This window comes from Bifidobacterium sp. LH_512, from assembly GCF_056356435.1.
Map to the genome: position 1 here is coordinate 70,390 of NZ_JBKEUE010000003.1, position 21,062 is coordinate 91,451.

The window sequence follows — 21,062 nt, forward strand, 5'->3', positions numbered from 1 at the left end:
AAGATCGCATCACAACATCGCAACGCCGCAGCCGCAAAGCCACATCCCAATATTCCAACATCACTGCGTCACAGTCGCAAGGCCGCATCGCAACGATGTCACAGACCGCAAATCGACAACGCCTGCCGCACGATCGTGTCTTCGCCGTTAGCCATCTGACGAAGGAAGGTCTCGAAAATCTCGTCATCCGGCGAAGCCCATTCAACATCCAGCGTTTCATCCTGAGGCTTGCAATCGCCGGCAATGGGCACGACGTAGCACAGGGCGATCGCATGCTGGCGCGAATCATGGTATCGGCCGATGCCGGGAGTCGGGAAATATTCTGCGACCGTAAACGGCTGCAATACCGCGGGCAGCTGCGGCAGGGCGATATCGCCCAAATCTTTGGCGATATTTCGGGCGATAGCTTCGCGGATCGATTCGTGGTACAACACGCGGCCGGCGATAAGCGTGCGTTCGATGTTGCCGTCCGACGAGGCGCGCAGCAGCGAGCCGACCTGGACGATCCGGCCAAAATCGTCAGTGCGGATAGGCACGATACACACATACGGAATGGGCATGCGACGACGCATCGCATCGATTTCGGCGCGGTCAAGCCATCCGGGCGGATTGCCGCGGCCTGATCCCCGAATGAAATCTTCGGGCGTAATATTGTCGAATTCGCCGCGCTTACGACCGGCGTCAAAATCGTCGTCGTCGGGCACTTCGTCGTTCAGAACTCGCATACCGTCCATTATCACCGCTCATATCCAAAGAACCTGTAAGCATACGTTCATGTCGCAAAATTCGTCTGTCGGCTGATTACAGGTGGGAATGGGAATTTTGGACGCCCGCTCATGGTTGTATCGGTCATAGCAGCCATGCCCGGTTTCCTCACGCGAACGAGCGACCGCCAGCGACTTCCACAAGAAGTACAGGGCACGCACGACACACGGACGGACACACCCAATGACAGGCGCGGACAAAAACGGACAACCCCTTGTGCAATCTTTTGTGCGGACCAGATGCGGCTTGCGCCTTTACGAAGGCGGAGCTTACGCACAGATACGACTGCGAAACGCATAACACGTACAACATGTAAGGAGCATTTATGGCAACGCATGCAGTGACTTCAAAGGACTTCGAACAGGTCATCACCGGCAACGACCTGGTGTTTGTGGACTTCTGGGCGACCTGGTGCGGCCCGTGCCGCGCGTTCGGACCGACATTCGAGCAGGCCAGCGAAAAGAATCCGGACGTGTATTTCGCCAAGGTCGACATCGACCAGAACCAGGATCTGGCCGCTGCCGCCCACGTGCAGGCCGTGCCGACTCTGATGGTGGTCAAGCAGGGCAATGTGATCTTCCAGCAGGCCGGCGCCCTGCGCGCCTCCGACCTGGACGACCTGATCGCTCAGGCCAAGGCGCTCGACCTGAGCAAGGTCGAAGGCGCAGCGACCAAATAGGATCGCGTTTCCACGGGTTCAGAACACATGCAGACGTTCACAGGCGGCTCCTTCCAATAGAAGCCGCCGTTTTCGTTGCGATCACGCCGTCTGCGCCGGCGGCCGTTCCCGCTCGTCATTCACGTCATCGTCCGCCGAAACCACGTCATACAATGGCGGAAAGACGGGCACATGTTATAGACTATGACTCGTGCGTGCTTTCCGGCGAAGCTTCTGCGCAAGCGCACGCAACGCGTCAGATGCAGGCCATGCGCACGCCCGACGTCATGAATCCCGCCGAGGAACTGTAGCCGTATCGAGGAGCATAATGGCCAACCACCGCAGGAAGCGCAACGTGCTGCGAACCCTGTCCATGCCGACCAAACACCAGTGGACCATGATTGGAGCCTCTGTCGCACTGGTCGGATTGCTTGCCACCGGCGGCTTGCTTTCCCAGAACATGTACGGCACCGTCACCGCCGACGACCACCCTCAAGCTACAGCATATTCCGCGACTGAATCTTCCGCCGCATCCCGCGGCAACGCCCGTGACGCACTGTCCGGCGACACCTCGTATATCACTGTCAAGATCAACGGCAAATCGCGCGTGATTCTCGGCACCGATTTCACGACGGTGAAGTCCGTGCTTGATGCCGGCGAGATCACGCTTGAGCCGGACGACACGGTCTCCCCCGCGCTGGATGAAAAGGTCACCGAAAAAACCGTCATCACAATCGAACGCGCCGGCGCCGAATTGGAAACCTCCGAACAGCCAATCGCCTTCAACACGGTGAAGAAGGAAACCAGCGAGCTGCCGGCCGGCACCGAGAAGGTGGAGTCGGAGGGCGAGGAAGGCGTGATGGAGACCACGAGCCTGGTCACGCGCTCCGGCGATGCCGTGATCTCCTCTAACGTGTTCGCGTCATATGTGAAGAAAGCACCGGTCGACCGCGTGATTCTCGTAGGAACCGGTGCCGTAAGCGATTCCAACGTCTCCGGCAGCTCAAGCGGCTCCGGCCTTGGTACCACCATTCCGGCCAGCGAAATGCAGTCCTGGGCGCATGACTATCTGATTTCCAACGGCTACAGCGAAGCCGATTTCTCCGCCGCCGTGTACATCATCAATCATGAGTCCGGTTGGAATCCGACCGCCACGAATCCTTCCTCCGGCGCGTACGGTTTGGCGCAGGCACTGCCCGGCAGCAAGATGGCTTCCGCGGGCGCAGATTGGGCGACCAATTACCAGACGCAGTTCAAGTGGTTCGTCGGATATTGCAATGGCCGTTACGGATCCCTGCAAGGCGCCTATAATTTCTGGGTCGCCAACGGCTGGTATTAAAAATTCCGATATTACATTCTGCTGACACGAAACATAAAACCCCTGCGGCCGTAACGGTTTGGCCTGATTTAGGCGGCCATTCCGCTACAACGGTTTGATGTTTTACAGCCCGGCGGGTGGAATCCTGAAATCGTCATATCAGTGCTGATATGACGATTTTTGGAATGAGGAGTATGGGATCAGGCCTTCTTACGACCGCGCTTCTTCATAGTGCCGTTGGTGGCGTCATCGACATTGAAGATGGCGACCTTTTCGTTGCCGTAGACGGTTCCGGTAATGGCATAGTATGCGATTTCATTGTCCGAAACTTCAGGGAAATCAAAGAACTTTTTTACGGCGTTCAGCACGACATCATTTTTGATGCTGACAGACGCATTCTGCTTGCCTTCCGGCTTGCTGAATTTGATGGCGTTTCCCTCACGACCACTGCATGCCTGAAGTGCAATCTGCTTGGTTTTTTCATTGACCAGCACTTTTACATATGCCGGATATCCGAGTGCAGCTGCAGTGGACTTATTGAAACGAATAGCAGATTCCGTAATGGTCACAACAACTTTACCGATTGGGGCAACCAATTTAATTTCTTCAAAACCTTGCAATAATGCCATGATTTTCCCTCCATCTCAATATAACAATTGATATTGATTCTATAACAAAAAGCACCGTTATAAAAATAAATATATTTCTTATTATTAGATTAATAATTGATCAAAATATTTGAAAATGCATATTGTAATTCAAATCCGGAGATCATGCGTGTTGCGATGACAGAAGAAAGGAGTAAGATGCGAAGGTTACCTGTGCAACAAGGCACCATTCCGTGCGAGAAACAGCAAGAAACGAGTGAAATATGATCAAAGGCACTATGCCACAGAACAGCGAAGAACCCGACGAAATAGCGAAGACGCGACACAGCAGCCTCTCGCACGCCCTCACTCGCGAAGAATCATATAAAGACGGACATTTAACACATGTCGCGTTCGTGTCAATCGCCATTCTTACCTTCATTACTTTCGTCGGCAACTTCACACAACTCCAACTGAGCGCAGCACTGCCAACTATCGTCTCCGAATTCGGAATCTCCGTAACCACCGGACAATGGCTCACCTCGATTTTCCAGCTCGTCATGGGCGTGATGGTGCCGCTTACCGCATTCTTAACTCGTCGTTTCTCCACTAGGCAGATCGTTATCACGTCCATGATGGTGTTCACATTGGGCTCTGTACTCGCATGGATCAGTCCCTCGTTCATTCTTGTATTGGCCGGACGAACGCTTGAAGCAATCGGCACCGGCGTAATGTGGCCCGTGCTGCAAATCACCGTGTTCTCCATCTACCCGCTATCGCGCCGCGGTATGGCAATGGGCACCGTCGGCATGGCGATGAGTGTCGCGCCCGCCATCGGACCAACCTTGGGCGGCCTGCAGACCGACTTGAGCGGATGGCGTTCCATCTTCCTGACATTGACTATCGTCGGCGCGATCGGTCTTATTCTGGCTGCATTCGGATTGCGCAATTTCGGCACGAACGATCCTGACGCCAAAACTGACTTCTTCTCCGTAGGCCTGTCTGTTTTCGGCTTTGGCGGATTGATGTTCGGCTTTACCAATATTGAGGCTTACGACTTCACGCATCCGATGGTGTGGGTGCCGATGCTTGTCGGCATAATTGGCATTATCTGGTTTGTGATGCGTCAAATTCATGGACAGCGCCGATTCGAAGCTGCCGAGGCTGCTAGGGATGCGGGCAGCAACGGCAAAGCTATGCAGCCGCCGCTGCTCAATCTCATGGTGCTCAGGAACCGCAGCTTCACCATCGGCACGGTGACCGCCGCGCTGTCGTTCTTCGCGTTCAGCTCCATCACCGTGATCATGCCGCTCTATATCCAGGACTGCCGCGGCTACTCCGCCACCATCAGCGGCCTGGTCATGCTGCCGGGCGCGCTCGGCCAGTGCATCGCGCAGTTCTTCGGCGGCAAGGTGCTCGACAAGTTCGGTGCGCGCCCGGTGGTGCTCGCCGGCACCCTCACGCTGCTGTTCGGCACCATCATGATGAGCCTTGTATCCATGACCTCGTGGATCTGGTGGGTGTCCATCTGGCAGTTCACACGCCAGATCGGCATGGGTTTCGTCCTCATGCCCGTCACCACATGGTCGCTCAACTGCCTGGAACCACGCGACGTGTCCGCCGGTTCAGCCGTCACCAATACGGTCCGGCAGATCTCCGGAGCCGTCGGCGCCCCGATCCTCGTGATCCTGATGGAAACGTTCACCCAGCTGCGCCAGACGTATCTCGGCGGCGGCGCCGACGTGGCGATTGCGGCCAACGTGTTCGGCATCCAGTGGGCGCTACGCGTCAGCGCACTCATCTGCTTCGGCATGGTGCTCACCGTGTTCTTCGGCGTGAAAGGCGACGGCGCAGGCTCATCGCATGATGTGGCGCGGCGTGCGATCTCGCACATGCACGCCGTGCATGTGCTGCCGCATCATCACGATCACACCGTGTGAGGTGATGCGGGGCGCGGCGTAACACGACGGAACAAGCATCATGCGGCAATCCACGACAATGCGTCATCATATGTCAAACGCAGCCGCTTCCCATATGCATCAACAAAATGTTCGTTCGCCAACCGCGGCAGCAAAGCACGGTTCTCCTCCACGGCAGCATCAAACGCTTCGGGCAATGCATGCACCAACATGGCAAATCTTCCGAGTACAGCATCCTCAGCAAGATGCATGCGCTGCGCGAATCGACGCAAATGTTTGGCACGCAATTGCAGCAATTTGCGCTGCCCACCAATCGTCATCGCCAAAGTCGTGCTGTATCCATGCGCCACAGACCCCGCATACGGAAAGACGGAAGCCAGATCGTACAAAGGCGCCAACGTCACACGAGTACCTTCCAGAATCAGCGAATAATTTTTGGCGTGGCCATCCGTGGAGCCGAGTAGATAGCTTGCCATGATTCCATCGGCAAAGCCTGAACGTTACGTTCAGCTTCATGAAACGCATCATGCTGACGCAGCATCACCGCATACCGCTCCGACCTCGGACCACCATACTTTTCATATTTTTCCCGAGCGGAGACTCCCAAAGCCTGCGTGAAATCAACCTGATGAACGGCCTCCACTTTTCCTTGCTCGTTCAGATGACGGTCAAAACGCGTCACGACAATCGCCGGAACACCCTCGAACAGCACGAACTTCGTTTCGGCAACGTTTAAGCCCAAAAAATGCGCGATTCGCATCGTGAAATGCTCGTCAAACGCCTGATCCGGCAAGCCGGGGATCCCCGGCTTGATAATATGCGTGGTCCGAGCCGTACCTTCAGCCGAATACCACTGACCATTTTTCCATAACAACGCAATTTTACCCTGCTGCCCCGCAACCGCCCAGTGCTCCTGCTCCGTAGCCGGCTGGAGGCCCGAAGGGGCGGCCTCGCGAAGGCGCACTGCGATTTGCGCATCGGATATCGGAGACACGCGGTCGTCACGTTGCGGAATGGTCGAATCAGCAGACAAGCGCAGTGCACCGGACGAATCCAAGCCAACCGCCATCAGCAAATCAAACGCATCCACAGACCCGGACTTATGCAAACGCGCTGTGTTTTCACGCGATTCCATGGATTCGGAGACTAGCGCATCCAAGAAAATCGCCGGTCGGTCATCGAAAAAATCGCCCTCCTCAATCGGGAGGGATAACGAGAGAGGCGTCGCACCGGACTGCCACCGATACCGTTCATCGTACGAAAACGTGATATGAGACGACAGTCCCGCATTCCGGCCAAGAGCCCGCGAAAAACCGGATCCCTTAAAGAAGCGGCCAACTAGAGTGCGATCCAAAAACGCATAAAGGGTAACGCCTCCCCCATTTTCGCTCCGCTTGGCGCGTTCTGAATGTACCGACATCATTCATCCCCATCTTGTAAAGCCACTCGAGATACGCCGTTTACGAAATCGGAAACTTTCGAACTCGGACGGCTGGTTTTCGCGGTAGCGCGGTCAGCAAACTCCTCCGCAATACGGTCGAGGGTCACCGTCTGCTGCACATCAAGCGTGAGGCCCACGATATGTAAGGCGCTCAAAATCGTCGCGAATCCAGGGTTCGGCACTTTACCGTTCTCAAAGTCCACCAGCCAACGTCGTGAGACGCCCAAGCTTTCAGCCATGGTTTCCTGACTGATGCCTAAATGCTGACGCCGATTACGCAGCAGCTTGGCATATCCGACTACCGAAGTCACATACATGTGCAAAATATATCACACAATAATACAGAGTGAAATATTCTGCACTTTTCTTGTGCGCGGCAAGAGCCCGGCAGTCAAACCTTCTTAATTTGGTTAAATCGCCAGCCTTTCGCGTTCTTACTACGCCCAACCAGCGATTGACACATAATCTCGCACACATCAAATACGACGAACTGTAGCTATGCCGCGCAGCGATAGCGTAGGCCGACACCAACCATGCCGTATCCAACGACATCGCCATGTAACGCAGCAACGCAAACGTACAATGTGCTGCTCAAATAAGGCACATTGTGCGCCAACCGGTGGGGCGACGCACAATGTGTGGGTGGCACATGCACATTGTGCAGGCGTCACATACACAATGCGCGCCCCATCATAAGGTCTGAGCGCAATGTGTCAGCAATACATACACATTGCGTGCGTATTAGTAGCACAATGCGCTATGCCACATACACATTGTGCGCGTATCGCATGTGCCACATACATTTTGTGCGCGTCAAGGGGAATAACAACATAGCATCACGCTTGGCCGGTAAGCGTCAGGAACACGAGCGCGACGTTCAGCACCACCACCAGCGCAGTCACGACGATGCAAAGGGCGTGCTTGAACGGACCGTCCGCATATTCGCCCATCAGTTCGCGATCATGCGTGTAGCGGGTTAGAGGGATCACTGCGAATGGAATGCCGACCGACAGAATCACCTGCCCTACGATCAGCGCCTGCGTCGGATTTTCCGCAAACCACAGCACACACAATGCAGACACCAGCGTCACCACGCGGCAGGCCCACATGGGCGGCTCCCAGCGCAGCAATCCACGCATGATTGCCGAACCGGCGTATGTGCCCACCGAAGTCGAACTCAGGCTGGAGGCCAGCAGTCCGATGGAGAAAACCGTGCCGACCGCAGGCCCCAACACCGTTTGGATCGCTTGCTGAGCCCCTTCGATCGTGTCGGTGCCGCTCATGCCGTGCAGCGAATTCGCCGCCAGCACGAGCAGTGCCAAGTTCACCATGCCGGCGACCAGCAGCGCCCATACCACGTCGATTTTGCCGACGCGCAGCTGCCTGCGGATGCTCGGCCGCCTCTCCCCCAGCACATAGTGGTCGTTCACCAGCGTCGAATGCAGATAGATCGCGTGGGGCATGACCGTCGCTCCTAACATGGACGAGGCCATCAGCACGGTATCCACGCCGTCGAAGCGCGGAATCAGACCGCCTGCAAATTCCCCGGCATCCGGCGGGTCGATGAACAGGCCCGCGATGAAGCCGAACGTGATCACCAACAGCAGACCAATGATCATGCGTTCGAATATGCGGTGGGTACGCCCGCCCTGCAACAGCAGCAGCACGGTCGATACGATGCCGACGATGCAGCCGCCCCAGAACAACGGCAGTCCGAACAGCAGCTGCAAGGCGATCGCGCCACCGATCACCTCCGCCAAATCGGTGGCGATGGCGATCACCTCGGCCTGCATGAAGAACATGAACCGCCCCGCATTACCCATGCGTTCACCCAGCAGCTGCGGCAGTGACTTGCCGGTGACGATGCCCAGCTTGGCAGACTGGTATTGGATGAGCACGCTCATGAGGTTTGCCAGCACCAGCACCCACACCAACAGGTAGCCGTATCGTGCGCCGGAGGTGATGTTGGCGGCCACATTGCCCGGGTCGACGTATGCGACGGCCGCTACAAACGCAGGTCCGAGAATGTCTGCGATGGCATGGTCATGCTTCTCTTCCATACCGCTACCCTACCGCATCTATGTTGCGGGGATTTCTTGGGCGGGGCAATTGTGCAGCACGGCCAGCATGGCGCGCTTTTCGGCGGTGGTGACGGTCAGATCGTACTTGTCTTTGACTCCGATCTGGCGAGCCACGTATTCGCAGCGATAATCGCCATTCGTGGGCAGCCAGTATGCGGCCGAAGCGGAACCCTTCTCCTGATTTGCCGGGCCGTCCACGGCAAGCAGGTTGTACATATCGTTGCCGAACTGTCGCTGTTTGGCGGCGTCCCAGTCGCGTGCGCCCGACTGCCACGCGTTCTCCAAGGCGACCACGTGATCGATCTGCACACGCGAACTCGTGGCCTGCCCGCGCACAAAATCAATGGTTTGCGCGGTATACGGATCCTGCAGCGTACCGGATTCGACTTGGCAGCCTTTGGCGGCGCTGTAGGTGACGTCGGTCAAGTCACGGGCAAGCACGTCGTCGCGCACGTCGCAGCCGTTGCCATCATCGTCGGTGCCGCGATAGTCGAAAGCATCGCGATCATAGCCGGAAGCGTTTTGATTGTCGTCGACGATAAGACGTTGCAGGGTCTCTGCCGCACTGCCGGCTGCCGTGTATTCGCCGGTGATATCACCGATGATCGGACTGATTTCCGGCAACAGTACGCCGGAAAAGATACCGACGACGACTGCCATAATCGCAAGAATCAGCAGACGTTCCAGAGGATTGGACGCGTTGAAGAGGCGACGCGAGAAACGCGCGCCGACACTGCCCCGCCTGTTGCCGCGCCGCACATCAGAAGAACGTCGCTTCGCCATACAGCATCACCCAACATCTCTTTGCAAAATTTGCAACCCACAAACTTACAGCCGCCGTATTCCAGACTGTCACAGACCGTTGCATCCAATAGTTGAACAAGTTGGATGCAACCTCAATCGGCCCACCACAGTAACGATCTGGCAACAGGCCCGCTAGCAGCCCCGCCATATAAGACGTCCGCCACCGGCGGCCGATTCGCCCGGCCGATCAGGCGTAGGAGAAGGTCAGCGGATCATGGCCGGCTCGGGTCGGTCCGTCAAGCGCATCAATGGCGGCATGCTCGTCGGCGGTGAGCGCAAAGCCGAACAGATCCAGGTTTTCACGCTGGCGTTCCGCATGCACAGACTTCGGAATGATGATCGTGCCGTTTTCGATATGCCAACGCAGAATCGCCTGCGCCGAGCTGACACCGTGCGCGGCGGCGATGCGTTCAATCGTGCCGTCGCCCGCATTCAGGTCGGCGCCGCGTGCCATCGGCGAATACGCTTCAATGGCGATGCCGTGCTCACGGCAGTATGCAACGACTTCGCGCTGCTGCCAGGTGGGGTGCAGTTCGATCTGGTTGACGGCCGGGTATTCACCGGTCTCATCATGCAGGCGCTCCAGATGTTCCGGCAGGAAATTGCATACACCGAGCGTGCGCACACGTCCTTCCTCGCGCAGACGCACGAACGCCTTCCAGGTTTCGCCGGAACGCCAGTCAAATGGGGTCGGCCAATGAATCATGTACATGTCCACATAGTCAAGCTGCAGCAGACCGATCTGGCGGTCGAATGCGGCGAGCGCGGAGTCGTAGCCTTGTTCGGAGTCGCGCAGTTTGGTGGTGACCCAGATATCGGCGCGCTTTTCGCCGGAATTGTAGCCGAGGCTGGCGAGCGCACGTCCGACGCCGCCTTCGTTGTTGTAACCGGCTGCGCCATCGATATGTCGGTAGCCTGCTTCGATTGCGCTTTCGACGACTGGGGTGACGCCTTCATCATCGATGCGCAGCACACCGAGGCCGATTTGCGGGATGCTGTTGCCGTCGTTGAGCGCGATGTTGGGGATGGTGGAATTATTGGGGGTGCTCATGTGTGCTCCTTGTTTGTTGTCGGCCTCCTATGCCGGCTGTCGCCGATGATGCCGTTATCTGCCGCTGCCGCCGACGGCAGTGCCAGCCGTATTCGCTACAGTTCAGCTTAGCGTGTGGTTTGTCTCGCTATGACGTGCGATAGGCATCGAATGAGTTCGTGAAGGAGATCTTCGCCTTGAATGCGCCGCAAAATGCAGTCGACTGCGCTGCGGCTGACCCATTCCAGGCAGGAGTCCATGGTGGTGAGTGGGATTTGCAGGTAGGCGGCTTCTTCGATGTTGTCGAAGCCGATGACTTGGACTTGGTTGGGAATGTTGATGCCGGAGGCAGTAAGCGCGGAGACGGCTCCGATGGCAAGCTGGTCGTTCAACGCGATGATGCCATCGAACGGCATGCCCGAGTCGATGAGCTGCTGAGTGGTTTTGGCGCCGGCTCCGATGGTCCAGTCTTGGCCGGTGACGCCGACAAGCGCCGGATCGGGCGTGAGACCTTGTTCCAGATGCGCTTGGATGATGCCGCGCAAACGCAGTTCCGCATTGCCTTCCACTGCTTGGGCGAGCTGCGTTTCATCATAGGGGCGATGCGCTCCGACGACGGCGATGTGGTGCGGGCGCCGACCACAACGAGCGGGAAGTCCACGTCGAGGTCGTCGGGGGTGATGTCGACGACCTCGCTCATGGAGAAGATCATGCCGTCGCATACGGTGGGGTTGAATGATTCCAGGAGCTTTCGTGCGTCCTTCGCCGACCCTTCGCCATATGTGACGACATACACTTGGTAGTTGCGCTGGCGGGCTTCATCGATGATGCGATTGGCTAGTTCCGCCAGGTACGGCGCGGTCAGCGTGGGGACTGCGAGCGTGATGGCACCGGTTTTGCCGCGATTGAGGTTGCGGGCCGCAACGTTGACGCGATAGTCAAACCGTTGTACGACCTTCTTGACTTTTTGGCGCGTGGCGTCGCCCATTCGGCCGGTTCCGTTGATGACATTCGATGCGGTTTTCAGCGAAACCCCGGCTTCCTGGGCGACGTCACGCAGGGTGACGCGTTTTTGGGACGTTTTGCCCGCTTCCATCACTGTTTTCGTCTTTCTATGGTCTGACTGTTCTCTTATGACGCAATCATTGCGCGGTTGTAACAATCAGAATACCGTTGCGCTGCAACGTGTACGCCATTTCGCCGCACTGCAACTCACTGCCCTGCAAGCCAACGTCCGAAAGCGCTTGCAATGCGGCTCCCAAATCACACACCTCACGGAACAGCTTCGTGTTCTCGCCGGCATGCGGCACCATCGCGGAGTGGAACGCCTCCGCACCCGATGCGGACTGCCTCCACTGGAAAAAGCAGATCGCGTCCACGCCCATCGCCACATGAGCCAGCGAATCGCGCAGCAGCTCGCCGTTGCGCTTGCGGGCGTTCAACGGCTTCCACTGCACGGCGGACGTGGAATGTTCCATCACATACCACGGCTTGCCGAGCGACATGGAATCCATGAGCGCATCCGAGCAGACCAACTCGTCGAGATGCGATTCGCCTTCGTGGAAATAGTGGTCGTTGGAAAGGAAATCCACTTCATCGGCCCACTGCGGATAGTTCATCACGCACTGATCGGTCGACACCATGAAATTCGTGGTGAACGGCTTGTCAGGGCAGATTTCAGCGATCGCATCACGCTCCGCACAGTAGAAACCCTTGAGCATGTCGTTGCCGAAACGTTCGAAATCCAACTGCTGCGCGGGATTCACCATGGAATCACCGCCCATGTGATATGGCAGCAGCACCTCGTCGAAACCGTTGACCCACTGCGACCAGAAAGCAGTGCCCCAAGCGTGGTTCAACGCGTCGATATCACCGTATTTGCGTTCGCACCATGCACGGAAGGCGTGCAGCGCATCGTCGGAATAGTCGTGGCGGTTGTTCCAACCGTACTCGTTGCCCAGCCCACATGCCATGCGGTCACGTATGGATTGTCTCCGTAACGTTCGGCAAGACGGCGGCACATGGTCAGCGCGTATTCCTTGAATACAGGACTGGTCGGGCGCCAAGACTGACGGGAACCCGGGTTGATGACATGACCGTAGCGATCGCGCGGCAACACTTCAGGATGCTTCTCATACAACCACATCGGCGCGCTGGCCGTGGCGGAAGCAAGATCCGTCGCGATGCCGGCCTCGCCGAGCATGGTGATGATTTTGTCAAGCCAAACGAAATCCCATGTGTCTTCTGTGGGCTGGATACGGCTCCAGCTGAAGATGCCAAGGGCGACCGTGTTGACACCGGCCTTTTCATCAGGCGGATGTCTTCGTCCCACACGCTTTCCGGCCACTGGTCGGGGTTATAGTTCCCGCCGTAGGCGATTCCTTTGCCGTCCGAGGTCAACAGTGCCGGCCATTTGAATGGTCGCCGCATAGCAGCTCCTTATATGTTGATGTGTACGGTATGCAAGATACGTCCGCCTGCCGGCGAATCACTTCAGCGTCACGGAATACCCCTGCTGGGTGCCATGATCGGCCAGTTTCTGCGCGTAGTTCCGCAAAGCCTCCTTCATGGTGACTTCGCCGACGAACGCGCGGGTGATTTCATCGCTGTAGGTGGCCTGGGCGTACGGGTTGTACGGCAGGTACTGGAATTCTTCGGTCGGACGCTGCGCGGCTTGAGCAAGAATCTCATTGACGTTCTGACCGCCGAAGAAATCATTGGTTTCCTGATGGGAGCCAACGCTCGGGTCCACGAAATCATCGGACTGCAGAATGGATTTCAGCGATGGGAAAGTGCCCGTGTCGGCCATCATCTGAGCGCCCTCGCCATGAGTCATGAATTCCACGAACTTGTAGGCTGCGGCCTGATTGGTGGACTGGGAGACCACGGCCAATGCGGATCCGCCGTCTTCCGCGGAAACGGTATCGCCCTCATTCCACTGAGGCAGCTGGGCCACACGCCAGTTGCCTGCCTGGTCAGGTGCGCCGTTCATCAGGTTGATCGGCATCCAGGCGCCGATGGTCAGCGAAGCGATGGTGCCGTCGTTGAGCTCACGATTCCATTCGTCGCTCCAATTGACGGTCTTGGTATCGATAAGGTCCTCGTCGATCAGCTTCTGCATGAAATCCGCCCAACGCTGCATGCCTTCATCGTTGACCATGTCAATGGTGATGTTGTCGCCGTCAACTTTCCAAGGTTTAGCGCCAGCCTGCCAGACCTGCGCGGTGAACGGCTGGTAGTCGGTCATGTTGGCGATATAGGAGCCAGTGGCGCGAATCTTCTTGGCGGCCTCATAATAGTCATCCCACGTCTTGATGTCTTCGCCGTTCACACCGGCCTTGTCGAAAACGGCCTTGTTGTAGAAGAACATTTCCGGGCCGGAATCGATGGGAAGCGCATACGGCTTGCCGTTGTACTGCAGTTTGTTCCATGGGCCGGAGGTGAAATCGTCTGCGTAGCCATCCGCGCCGAACTGGCTGAGGCCAGCCAGACCGCCGGTGACCGCGAATTGGGTGACGGTCGGATCTTCCAACATCACTACATCCGGAGCGCCATTGCCCGCCTCGATGGCGTTGGTCAAAGCGGTGGAGGTGTCGTCTGCGGTACCGGTGCTGTTGAATTTCACGGTGATGCCGGGATTCGCCTTTTCAAAGGCGGCGATGATATCTTTCATGGAATTTCCGGAATCCCAGCCCCAAAACACCAGATCGGCATTATCCGCGTCACCTGCGTTGGAAGCATTGTTGGTGGTATCGCCGCCACCGCACGCCGCCAAACCCGCAACCATGGCAACACTTGCCGTCATCACGACGAATTTCTTAAGATTACGCGTTCCCAGTCTCCTTTAACCGTTCGAAATACGCCCTTCGAATGCCTTCCATTTGGTACAGCTGTGTACCAGCAATCACCATGACACACAGTCGTATCAATTTGTCAAATGCCCACCATTCCCCGTCAAACCCCTATCAAAACCCGCCCCAATCCCAAACCGTCAAACCCACGCGGTTCCAACGGTTCGGGATAGAAGGAAAAGCCGGCGGAGTGCTACATGCGAAGGGTGCGGTCGGCGATTCGCATGGTGGAGTCGCGATGAGAAACCAACACAATGGCGGCGTCGCCCTCTTCGGCCAGCGCGTTGATGGAACGCAACACAACGGATTCGTTGAAAGCGTCCAGACGGCTGGTCGGTTCGTCGAACAGCACCAGGTCGGCGTCGCGCAGGAACATTCGAGCCAATCCGATGCGCTGGCGTTCGCCCTCCGACAGGCGACCGCCCAGCTCCCCGACCGGAGTATCCAAGCCCTGCGGCAAGGATTCCACCAAATCGGCAACCGCAGCCTTGCGCAACGCCGCCCACAACAGATCGTCCGTCGCGGCAGTGTCAGCAGAGGTGACCCCGGCAGAGGATTCACCGGCAACGTCCGACTTGGGGAGGGCGAGGAGGAGGTTGGCGCGGATGGTACCGTCGAAGAGGTAGGTTTCTTGGCTCATCATCGTTTGCACGCGGCGGCGATGCGACGCGTCAACCTCAGGCAGCGGCACGCCGGACATGGCAACGCTGCCGGATTGCGGATCCCAGTAGCGCATCAACAGCTTCAGCACCGTCGACTTACCACGGCCGGACGGGCCCTGAATTCCAAGGATCCCCGCGCGTGGAACATCCAACGAAACATTCTGCAGCACTGCGCTACCGGAAGACGAAGCCCCATGTGAGGATGCGCCACCGGCAAAATCGCCAGCAGCATCGTACGCAAAGGTCACATCCCGCAAAGCCATGCCGCTGTAAGCGGGCTTCCTGGCACCGCTCTCCACGACGGCGGGCTCTTCATCCATCAGGGCGAACAGGCGACGTGCCGACGCGAACGTCTGCGTCAGGCTGGCCGGCAGCGCGCTCAACGCCAGTGTCGGGCCGAACGAGCTGGCGATCAGCACGAAAGCGGTCAGCAGCTGCGGCGTCGTATACGGGTTCCCCAACGCCAGCACAATCGCAAGCAACGCCGCAGCGGCGGTCATCGCAACGACCAGCACGCCACCCAGCCCAGCGAAATCGCCATTGCGCAGGCTCAGTTTCAGACGGCGCGACCACAGCGAGCGAGTGCGTGCAAGAATGTCGGCCAGTCGCCGCTCGCCTTGCGCAAAGCGGATGATCTCGTCGAGGCCACGCATGTCGTCGAGCATCACATCGTCCAGTTCGGAGGATTCCTTGCGGATGCTTCCGCCCATGCCACCGACTGCGAGTGCGAACAGTCGCGGCAGCAGTATGCCGACGAGCACATGGACGGCGGTCAACAGCACGGCCATCCACGGGTTGATTGCGGCTAGCACGCCGGCGAAAACCAGCGTGGTTGCAAGCGCTATCACCGTCGGGGAAATAGTGTGCGCGAAGAAGATTTCCAACAGTTCCACGTCGGTGGTGATCAGTGCGATCATGTCGCCCTTGCCCTTGGAAACGAGTTTCGCGGGGGCGAGTCGGAGCAACGCCGCAAAGGCTTTCGCACGGAAAAGGGCAAGCAGTCGGAAGGCCACATTGTGGTTCATGTATTGCTCGACGTAGCGCAGACCGCCGCGGATGAGCGCGCACACGGCCATGGCGATCAGCGACTGTTCGACGCCGAGCCCCCACACGGGGTTGCCGGAGGCGGCGAGCACGGCAGCCAGGCCGAAGAATGGCAGGAATGCGGCGGCGAGGTGACCGACGGTGCCGGCAGTGCACGCGATGATCATGTACGGGCGCAGTGGACCGACCATGCCGAGCAGTCGGGCGATCAGCGGCCATGAGAATTCGGAATCGGCGGATTTGCTGGCATTGCTGCGATTGGCATTGCTATCGGCACCGCCTACATCACCGCGATTGGACCGCGACGTGTTGCGGACGGTTTCACGGCGGGCGCGATGTGACATGGGCATGGCGTCGACGGCCGCTTGGACGGTTTCAACATCCGCCGAGGATTCGACCGCACCGCCGCTAAGCGATGCGGACGTGACCGCGGCCGCGAAGGATTCGCTGTTCGTGGGATTGCCGGCGCGCACGCGGCGGCCGACCTGTTCGATGTTCTGCTGCGCGCGGAACAGCGCCGCATACGTGCCGTTGGCACGCATCAATACCGCATGGCGGCCGCATTCGACGGTTGCACCATGGTCAAAGACGACGATTCGGTCGGCGTCGACGGCGTTGGCCATGCGATGCGTGATCATGATCACCGTTTTTTCGCGCGCAAGATCGCGGATGGTATCCATGATTTTCGCTTCGCTGTCCACGTCGACGCTGCTGGTCGCCTCATCGAATACGTAGATCGCGCGGTCGCTCAGCAGCGCGCGGGCGATGGCGATGCGCTGGCGTTGACCGCCAGACAGGTTGGCGGCACCGGATTCGATGCGCATATCCAGCCCGTCGGATTGTTCGCGCACGAAATCATCGATACGTGCGCGGCGCAGGGCGTCCCACAGAGTGGCGTCGGAAACGGCGTTGCCGGGGACGCCCGAGTTGGCGGCGCCCGCATTGGGCATGGCCATCAGCAGATTGTCGCGCAACGTGCCGGCGAACAAGTGACTGCGCGCGCACACCAAAGCAACGAGACCGGTCAAGGATTCAGCATCAAGGTCGCGAAGTTCAACGGCATCATCAACCAATCGGCCAGCGTCAGACGCAACACCGTTCGTCGACGGGCCACCAAGATCAGACGTCACAGCATGCCGTACGCCAATCGAACCGGAATAATCATCCATCAAACCAGTCAGCAAGGCGGCGGCAGTGGATTTTCCAGAACCCGAAACGCCGACAATGGCAGTCAACATGCCCGGTAGAGCCGCAAAATTCACGTCAGACAACGCCGCACGAGACGCCTTGCGCTTCACAGCATCGCCAGCGGCTGCATCACCAGCAGCACTGCCGGAATCGTCGTACGAATATCCAACATGATCGAACGTCACCGCAACGCCACGGCCGCCGGCAGCAAAGCGACACTCGCCATACTGCGGCTCCGGCGCATCAAGCAATGTGAAAATACGCTTCGTCGACGTCATGCCATTCATCGCAACATGGAAGAACGAACCCAACTGGCGCAGCGGAATGAAAAAATCAGCCGACAGCAGCACAATCAGCAGCACACCGGCAACCGTCAACGTCGCACCGCTGAAATATTGCCAAACAGCGACGCCGATGCCGAGCGCGGTGCCGCCATACGCGACGACATCCATTGCGGTGAGCGAACGCAGCTGAATCTGCAGCACGTTCATCGTCATCACACGGAAACGTTCCGCATTCTCATCCATCTTCCCGGCGGCCGCGGCATCCGCGTCAAAAGTCTTCAACGTTTCCAAACCCTGCAGATCGTCAAGGAAGGCGGCACCCATGTCGGTATAACGTCCCCAGTACTTCTTGAACACGCGGGAAGCACTCATGGCCACCATGCCGACGATCAGCACAATCAGCGGCGCGCACACCAGCAGCGTCACCGCAGCCGGCATATTCAGCGGGGCAACCACGAAAAACAGCGTGATGGGAGCGAGAACCGCGTAAAACAGCTGCGGGAGGAACAATTCGAAGAAACTCTGAATCTGCTCAATGCCCTCGCCGGCGGACTGGATAACATCCGACGTGCGCACGCGGCGGGCGTAGGAGGGCCCGAGAGCGAGCATTTTGCGGTAGAGCGCGCCGCGCAAAGCAAGCTTGACGCGCTCCGCGGCCTCAGTGCCGAAACGGGCGCCCAGGCGAGAGACGACGAAACGCACCAGCATGATCAAGGCAAGCGAAAACAGCGTCTGCGCGATGTCAGGCGCGGCAATCTCCTCGTAGCCGAGAGAATAGAGGTTCGCCGGGCAGATCAGGCTAGCTTGAATATCGCACTGAAAAAGCTTCGAATCGGAAGCGACCAGCAGCTGGCTGAGCAGTCGCACGAGGATGAACGCGAAAGCGATATTCGCCATCAGGCCGGCCCACAGGCAGATAACCTTACCGGCGATCAGCCTTTTGACGCCAGGAACCAATGAAAACAGTCGTTTGTCGAACATTCCAACCTCGCTGCTGATTGAATCGTCGGTGTTGCGCGCATTATTTTGCTCGCGCATTACGTATTTCAACCTACCAATTTCGCGACGCTTTGAACAGACCTCTGTTAGCTTTTTCACACCAGTTCAGCTTCAATAGGCACTTTTTGCGTTCAGTAGACATTCAATTCGGAGTGCCGACCGCCATCATTGGCTATTCTCCGTGACGGATCTTCTTGATCGGGTGCCTGCTGAACGGAAAATGCCCACTGAACGCGAATAATGTCCACCGAAACTCGGTGTGCCCGATTCAGTGGGTGCTTTTCGGCTTCACTGGGTGCCCAATTCGGGGCACGAACGCCATTTTTTTGAAAAAACTCGGCTTTTGGGCACCCAGTGAAGCCGAAAAGCACCCACTGAACGCTGCTCTGCCTCCACAAACACCTAAAAATTGACACCGTAACACAAGATTGTCAGTTCATACAAAGGGCTGCGGAGTGTTCTTGTCGGTTCCCACAAAACCGAGCTACGCATCCGTAACTTAGAATGGCCATAGCCAATAAATACCGGCTAAGCCGGCCCGAGCGAATCGGCGATTCGCAGAAAAGAAGAAGACCTACCAATGCTCAGCGAATACACCACTCCTGGTTCCATCAAAGTGGCCGACAACGAAACTCTGTATTCCCTGCTCCCCCAACGCATCGCCCGCACCGGCGAAGACACCGTCATCGCGTCACGCAAAATCAGTCCGGGCCACTGGCAAGACGTCACCACCGGCGAATTCAACCGCGCCGTAACCGCAGCCGCCAAAGGCTTTATCGCATTCGGTATCCAGAAGGGCGACGCGGTCACGATTTTCTCTTCCACCCGCTACGAGTGGGGCGTGCTCGACTTTGCGTTGGCCTCGATTGGCGCGGTGAACGTGCCGATTTACGATACGGATTCCGCAGCACAGGCCGAACGTATTCTAAATGATTCCGATGTGAAACTGGCCATCGCCGACAATCGCGAGCGCTTTGACCGTTTGGATTCCGTAATCGACCATTGCCCGTCGCTGAACCGCATTCTGATGATGGACGCGAACGCGCTGGGTGCGCTTGAAGGCCTAGGCGTAGTCGTTTCCGATGAAGAGTTAGATGAGCGCATTGCTTCGGTGAAGGCCGATGATCTGGCGACGATCGTGTACACGTCGGGCTCCACGGGCACACCGAAGGGCGCCGAGCTGACGCATCGCAATTTCCTGAGCATCGTGCGCGCCGGCTATGAATGCCTGGGCGAAGTGCTGTGCGAGAACAATCCGCGTCTGCTGCTGTTCCTGCCGCTGGCGCATTGTTTCGCACGCTATGTGCAGTATTGCTCCATCGGCTCCGACTACGGCGTGGTGGGTTATCTGCCTGATACGAAGTCGTTGCTCCCGGACCTGCGCTCGTTCAAGCCGACGTATCTGCTGGGCGTGCCGCGCGTGTTCGAAAAGGTGTATAACGCGGCCTCTCGCAAGGCCGGCACCGGATTGAAGGGCCGCCTGTTCTATAAGGCCGCCGAGGCGGCGCGCGAATGGTCACGCATGCGGCAGGAGGGCGTGCGACCGACCGCCCGTCAGATTGCCGAACATGCCGGCTATGAGGCGTCGGTGTATCGTACAGTTCGCGGCGCTTTGGGTCCGAATATCAGGTATGTGGCGTGCGGCGGTGCTCCTCTGCCTGTTGATCTGGCGCATTTCTACGCCGGTATCGGCCTGCCGATGATTCAGGGTTATGGCCTGACGGAAACGTGCGCGCCGTTTACGGTGACTCGTGTGAACGACAATCTGATCGGCACGGTTGGTCAGCCCGCGCCGGGCGCTTCGGTGCGTATTTCCGACGATGGCGAGGTGCAGGTGAAGGGTGCGAACGTGTTCCGGGGCTATCATAATCTGCCGGAGAAGACTGCTGAGGTGTTCACCGAGGATGGCTGGTTCCGCACTGGTGATTTGGGTTCGCTTGATGATGCCGGCCGTTTGACAATCACGGGCCGTAAGAAGGACATCATCATCACTGCCGGCGGTAAGAACGTGTCCCCCATTCCGATGGAGCAGGAGATTACGAAGTGTCCGATCGTCGAGCATGCGGTGGTTGTCGGCGATAATCGTCCGTTCATCGCCGCGCTGGTCACGCTCGATCCGGAAGGATTGGAGCAGTGGCTTCCGACGGTTGGCCTGAGCGCCGACACCCCGTTGGAGCGTGTTGCCGTTGCGGCTGCTGTGCATGATGAGATTCAGAAGTATGTGGATAAGGCGAATGCGGCGGTGTCCCGCGCTGAGTCGGTGCGCAAGTTTGTGGTGCTGGATACGCAGTTCACTCAGGAGAACAAGTGTTTGACGCCGTCGCTGAAGGTGGTGCGTCCGATGGTGAACCGCGTGTTCGCCGATGTGATTGCGCACGAGGTGTATGGCGTTCGGCAGTGACGCCGTCATGATGATGCGCGACGCACACGA

15 protein-coding genes and 2 pseudogenes are annotated in these 21,062 nt (G+C 58.0%); 4 read left to right on the forward strand and 13 right to left on the reverse strand.

Going from position 1 to position 21,062, the window contains the following annotated elements:
• Positions 1-98 precede the first annotated feature (98 nt).
• Positions 99-725 (reverse strand): NUDIX hydrolase family protein, encoded by a 627-nt coding sequence (locus tag AC1AWD_RS07095; protein ID WP_476565081.1) that lies wholly within the window; start codon positions 723-725, stop codon positions 99-101.
• A gap of 365 nt (positions 726-1,090) precedes the next feature.
• Here AC1AWD_RS07095 and trxA point away from each other — a divergent pair, with 365 nt between their 5' ends.
• Complete coding sequence (gene trxA, locus AC1AWD_RS07100; protein WP_476565083.1) at positions 1,091-1,444, forward strand: thioredoxin; 354 nt, start codon at positions 1,091-1,093, stop codon at positions 1,442-1,444.
• A gap of 307 nt (positions 1,445-1,751) precedes the next feature.
• The gene (locus AC1AWD_RS07105) at positions 1,752-2,762 is read left to right on the forward strand and encodes an aggregation-promoting factor C-terminal-like domain-containing protein (RefSeq protein ID WP_476565085.1); all 1,011 of its coding nucleotides are present in this window, start codon (positions 1,752-1,754) and stop codon (positions 2,760-2,762) included.
• 179 nt (positions 2,763-2,941) lie between these two features.
• On the opposite strand, the gene AC1AWD_RS07110 is transcribed toward AC1AWD_RS07105, so the two are convergent.
• A complete protein-coding gene (locus AC1AWD_RS07110) occupies positions 2,942-3,373 on the reverse strand; it encodes a hypothetical protein (protein WP_476565263.1) in 432 nt (143 codons plus the stop codon).
• Between the two features lie 254 nt (positions 3,374-3,627).
• On the opposite strand from AC1AWD_RS07110, the gene AC1AWD_RS07115 reads away from it, so the two are divergent.
• Positions 3,628-5,268, forward strand: a complete 1,641-nt coding sequence (locus AC1AWD_RS07115) for an MDR family MFS transporter (RefSeq protein ID WP_476565087.1) — start codon at positions 3,628-3,630, stop codon at positions 5,266-5,268.
• 38 nt (positions 5,269-5,306) lie between these two features.
• Here AC1AWD_RS07115 and AC1AWD_RS07120 read toward each other — a convergent pair whose 3' ends face one another.
• The 11 genes and pseudogenes from AC1AWD_RS07120 to AC1AWD_RS07170 form a co-directional block, all read right to left on the reverse strand.
• A complete protein-coding gene (locus AC1AWD_RS07120; protein ID WP_476565089.1) occupies positions 5,307-5,723 on the reverse strand; it encodes a HipA domain-containing protein in 417 nt (138 codons plus the stop codon).
• Positions 5,669-6,670, reverse strand: a complete 1,002-nt coding sequence (locus AC1AWD_RS07125) for a HipA domain-containing protein (protein ID WP_476565091.1) — start codon at positions 6,668-6,670, stop codon at positions 5,669-5,671. Before AC1AWD_RS07125 ends, AC1AWD_RS07120 begins: the two co-directional genes overlap by 55 nt.
• Positions 6,667-7,005: a helix-turn-helix domain-containing protein gene (locus AC1AWD_RS07130; RefSeq protein WP_476565093.1), complete on the reverse strand. Its 339-nt coding sequence runs from the start codon at positions 7,003-7,005 to the stop codon at positions 6,667-6,669. The genes AC1AWD_RS07125 and AC1AWD_RS07130 overlap by 4 nt, the downstream gene beginning before the upstream one ends.
• Positions 7,006-7,524: 519 nt before the next feature.
• Complete coding sequence (locus AC1AWD_RS07135) at positions 7,525-8,748, reverse strand: Nramp family divalent metal transporter (RefSeq protein ID WP_476565095.1); 1,224 nt, start codon at positions 8,746-8,748, stop codon at positions 7,525-7,527.
• An 18-nt stretch (positions 8,749-8,766) separates the two neighbouring features.
• Positions 8,767-9,552 (reverse strand): HNH endonuclease family protein, encoded by a 786-nt coding sequence (locus tag AC1AWD_RS07140; protein ID WP_476565097.1) that lies wholly within the window; start codon positions 9,550-9,552, stop codon positions 8,767-8,769.
• Between the two features lie 208 nt (positions 9,553-9,760).
• Positions 9,761-10,624, reverse strand: coding sequence for an aldo/keto reductase (locus AC1AWD_RS07145; protein WP_476565099.1), 864 nt, complete (start codon positions 10,622-10,624; stop codon positions 9,761-9,763).
• Between the two features lie 107 nt (positions 10,625-10,731).
• Positions 10,732-11,699, reverse strand: a pseudogene (locus AC1AWD_RS07150) (LacI family DNA-binding transcriptional regulator).
• A gap of 46 nt (positions 11,700-11,745) precedes the next feature.
• Positions 11,746-12,576, reverse strand: a complete 831-nt coding sequence (locus AC1AWD_RS07155; protein WP_476565101.1) for a beta-galactosidase — start codon at positions 12,574-12,576, stop codon at positions 11,746-11,748.
• A pseudogene (locus AC1AWD_RS07160) lies at positions 12,459-13,033 on the reverse strand (beta-galactosidase). Before AC1AWD_RS07160 ends, AC1AWD_RS07155 begins: the two are co-directional and overlap by 118 nt.
• Before the next feature lie 58 nt (positions 13,034-13,091).
• On the reverse strand, positions 13,092-14,408 hold the full coding sequence (locus AC1AWD_RS07165; RefSeq protein WP_476565103.1) for an ABC transporter substrate-binding protein: 1,317 nt from the start codon (positions 14,406-14,408) through the stop codon (positions 13,092-13,094).
• A gap of 239 nt (positions 14,409-14,647) precedes the next feature.
• Positions 14,648-18,613: a thiol reductant ABC exporter subunit CydD/CydC gene (locus AC1AWD_RS07170; RefSeq protein ID WP_476565265.1), complete on the reverse strand. Its 3,966-nt coding sequence runs from the start codon at positions 18,611-18,613 to the stop codon at positions 14,648-14,650.
• A 598-nt stretch (positions 18,614-19,211) separates the two neighbouring features.
• Between AC1AWD_RS07170 and AC1AWD_RS07175 the strand changes: the two genes are divergently transcribed.
• On the forward strand, positions 19,212-21,032 hold the full coding sequence (locus AC1AWD_RS07175; protein ID WP_476565104.1) for an AMP-dependent synthetase/ligase: 1,821 nt from the start codon (positions 19,212-19,214) through the stop codon (positions 21,030-21,032).
• Positions 21,033-21,062: the final 30 nt, after the last annotated feature.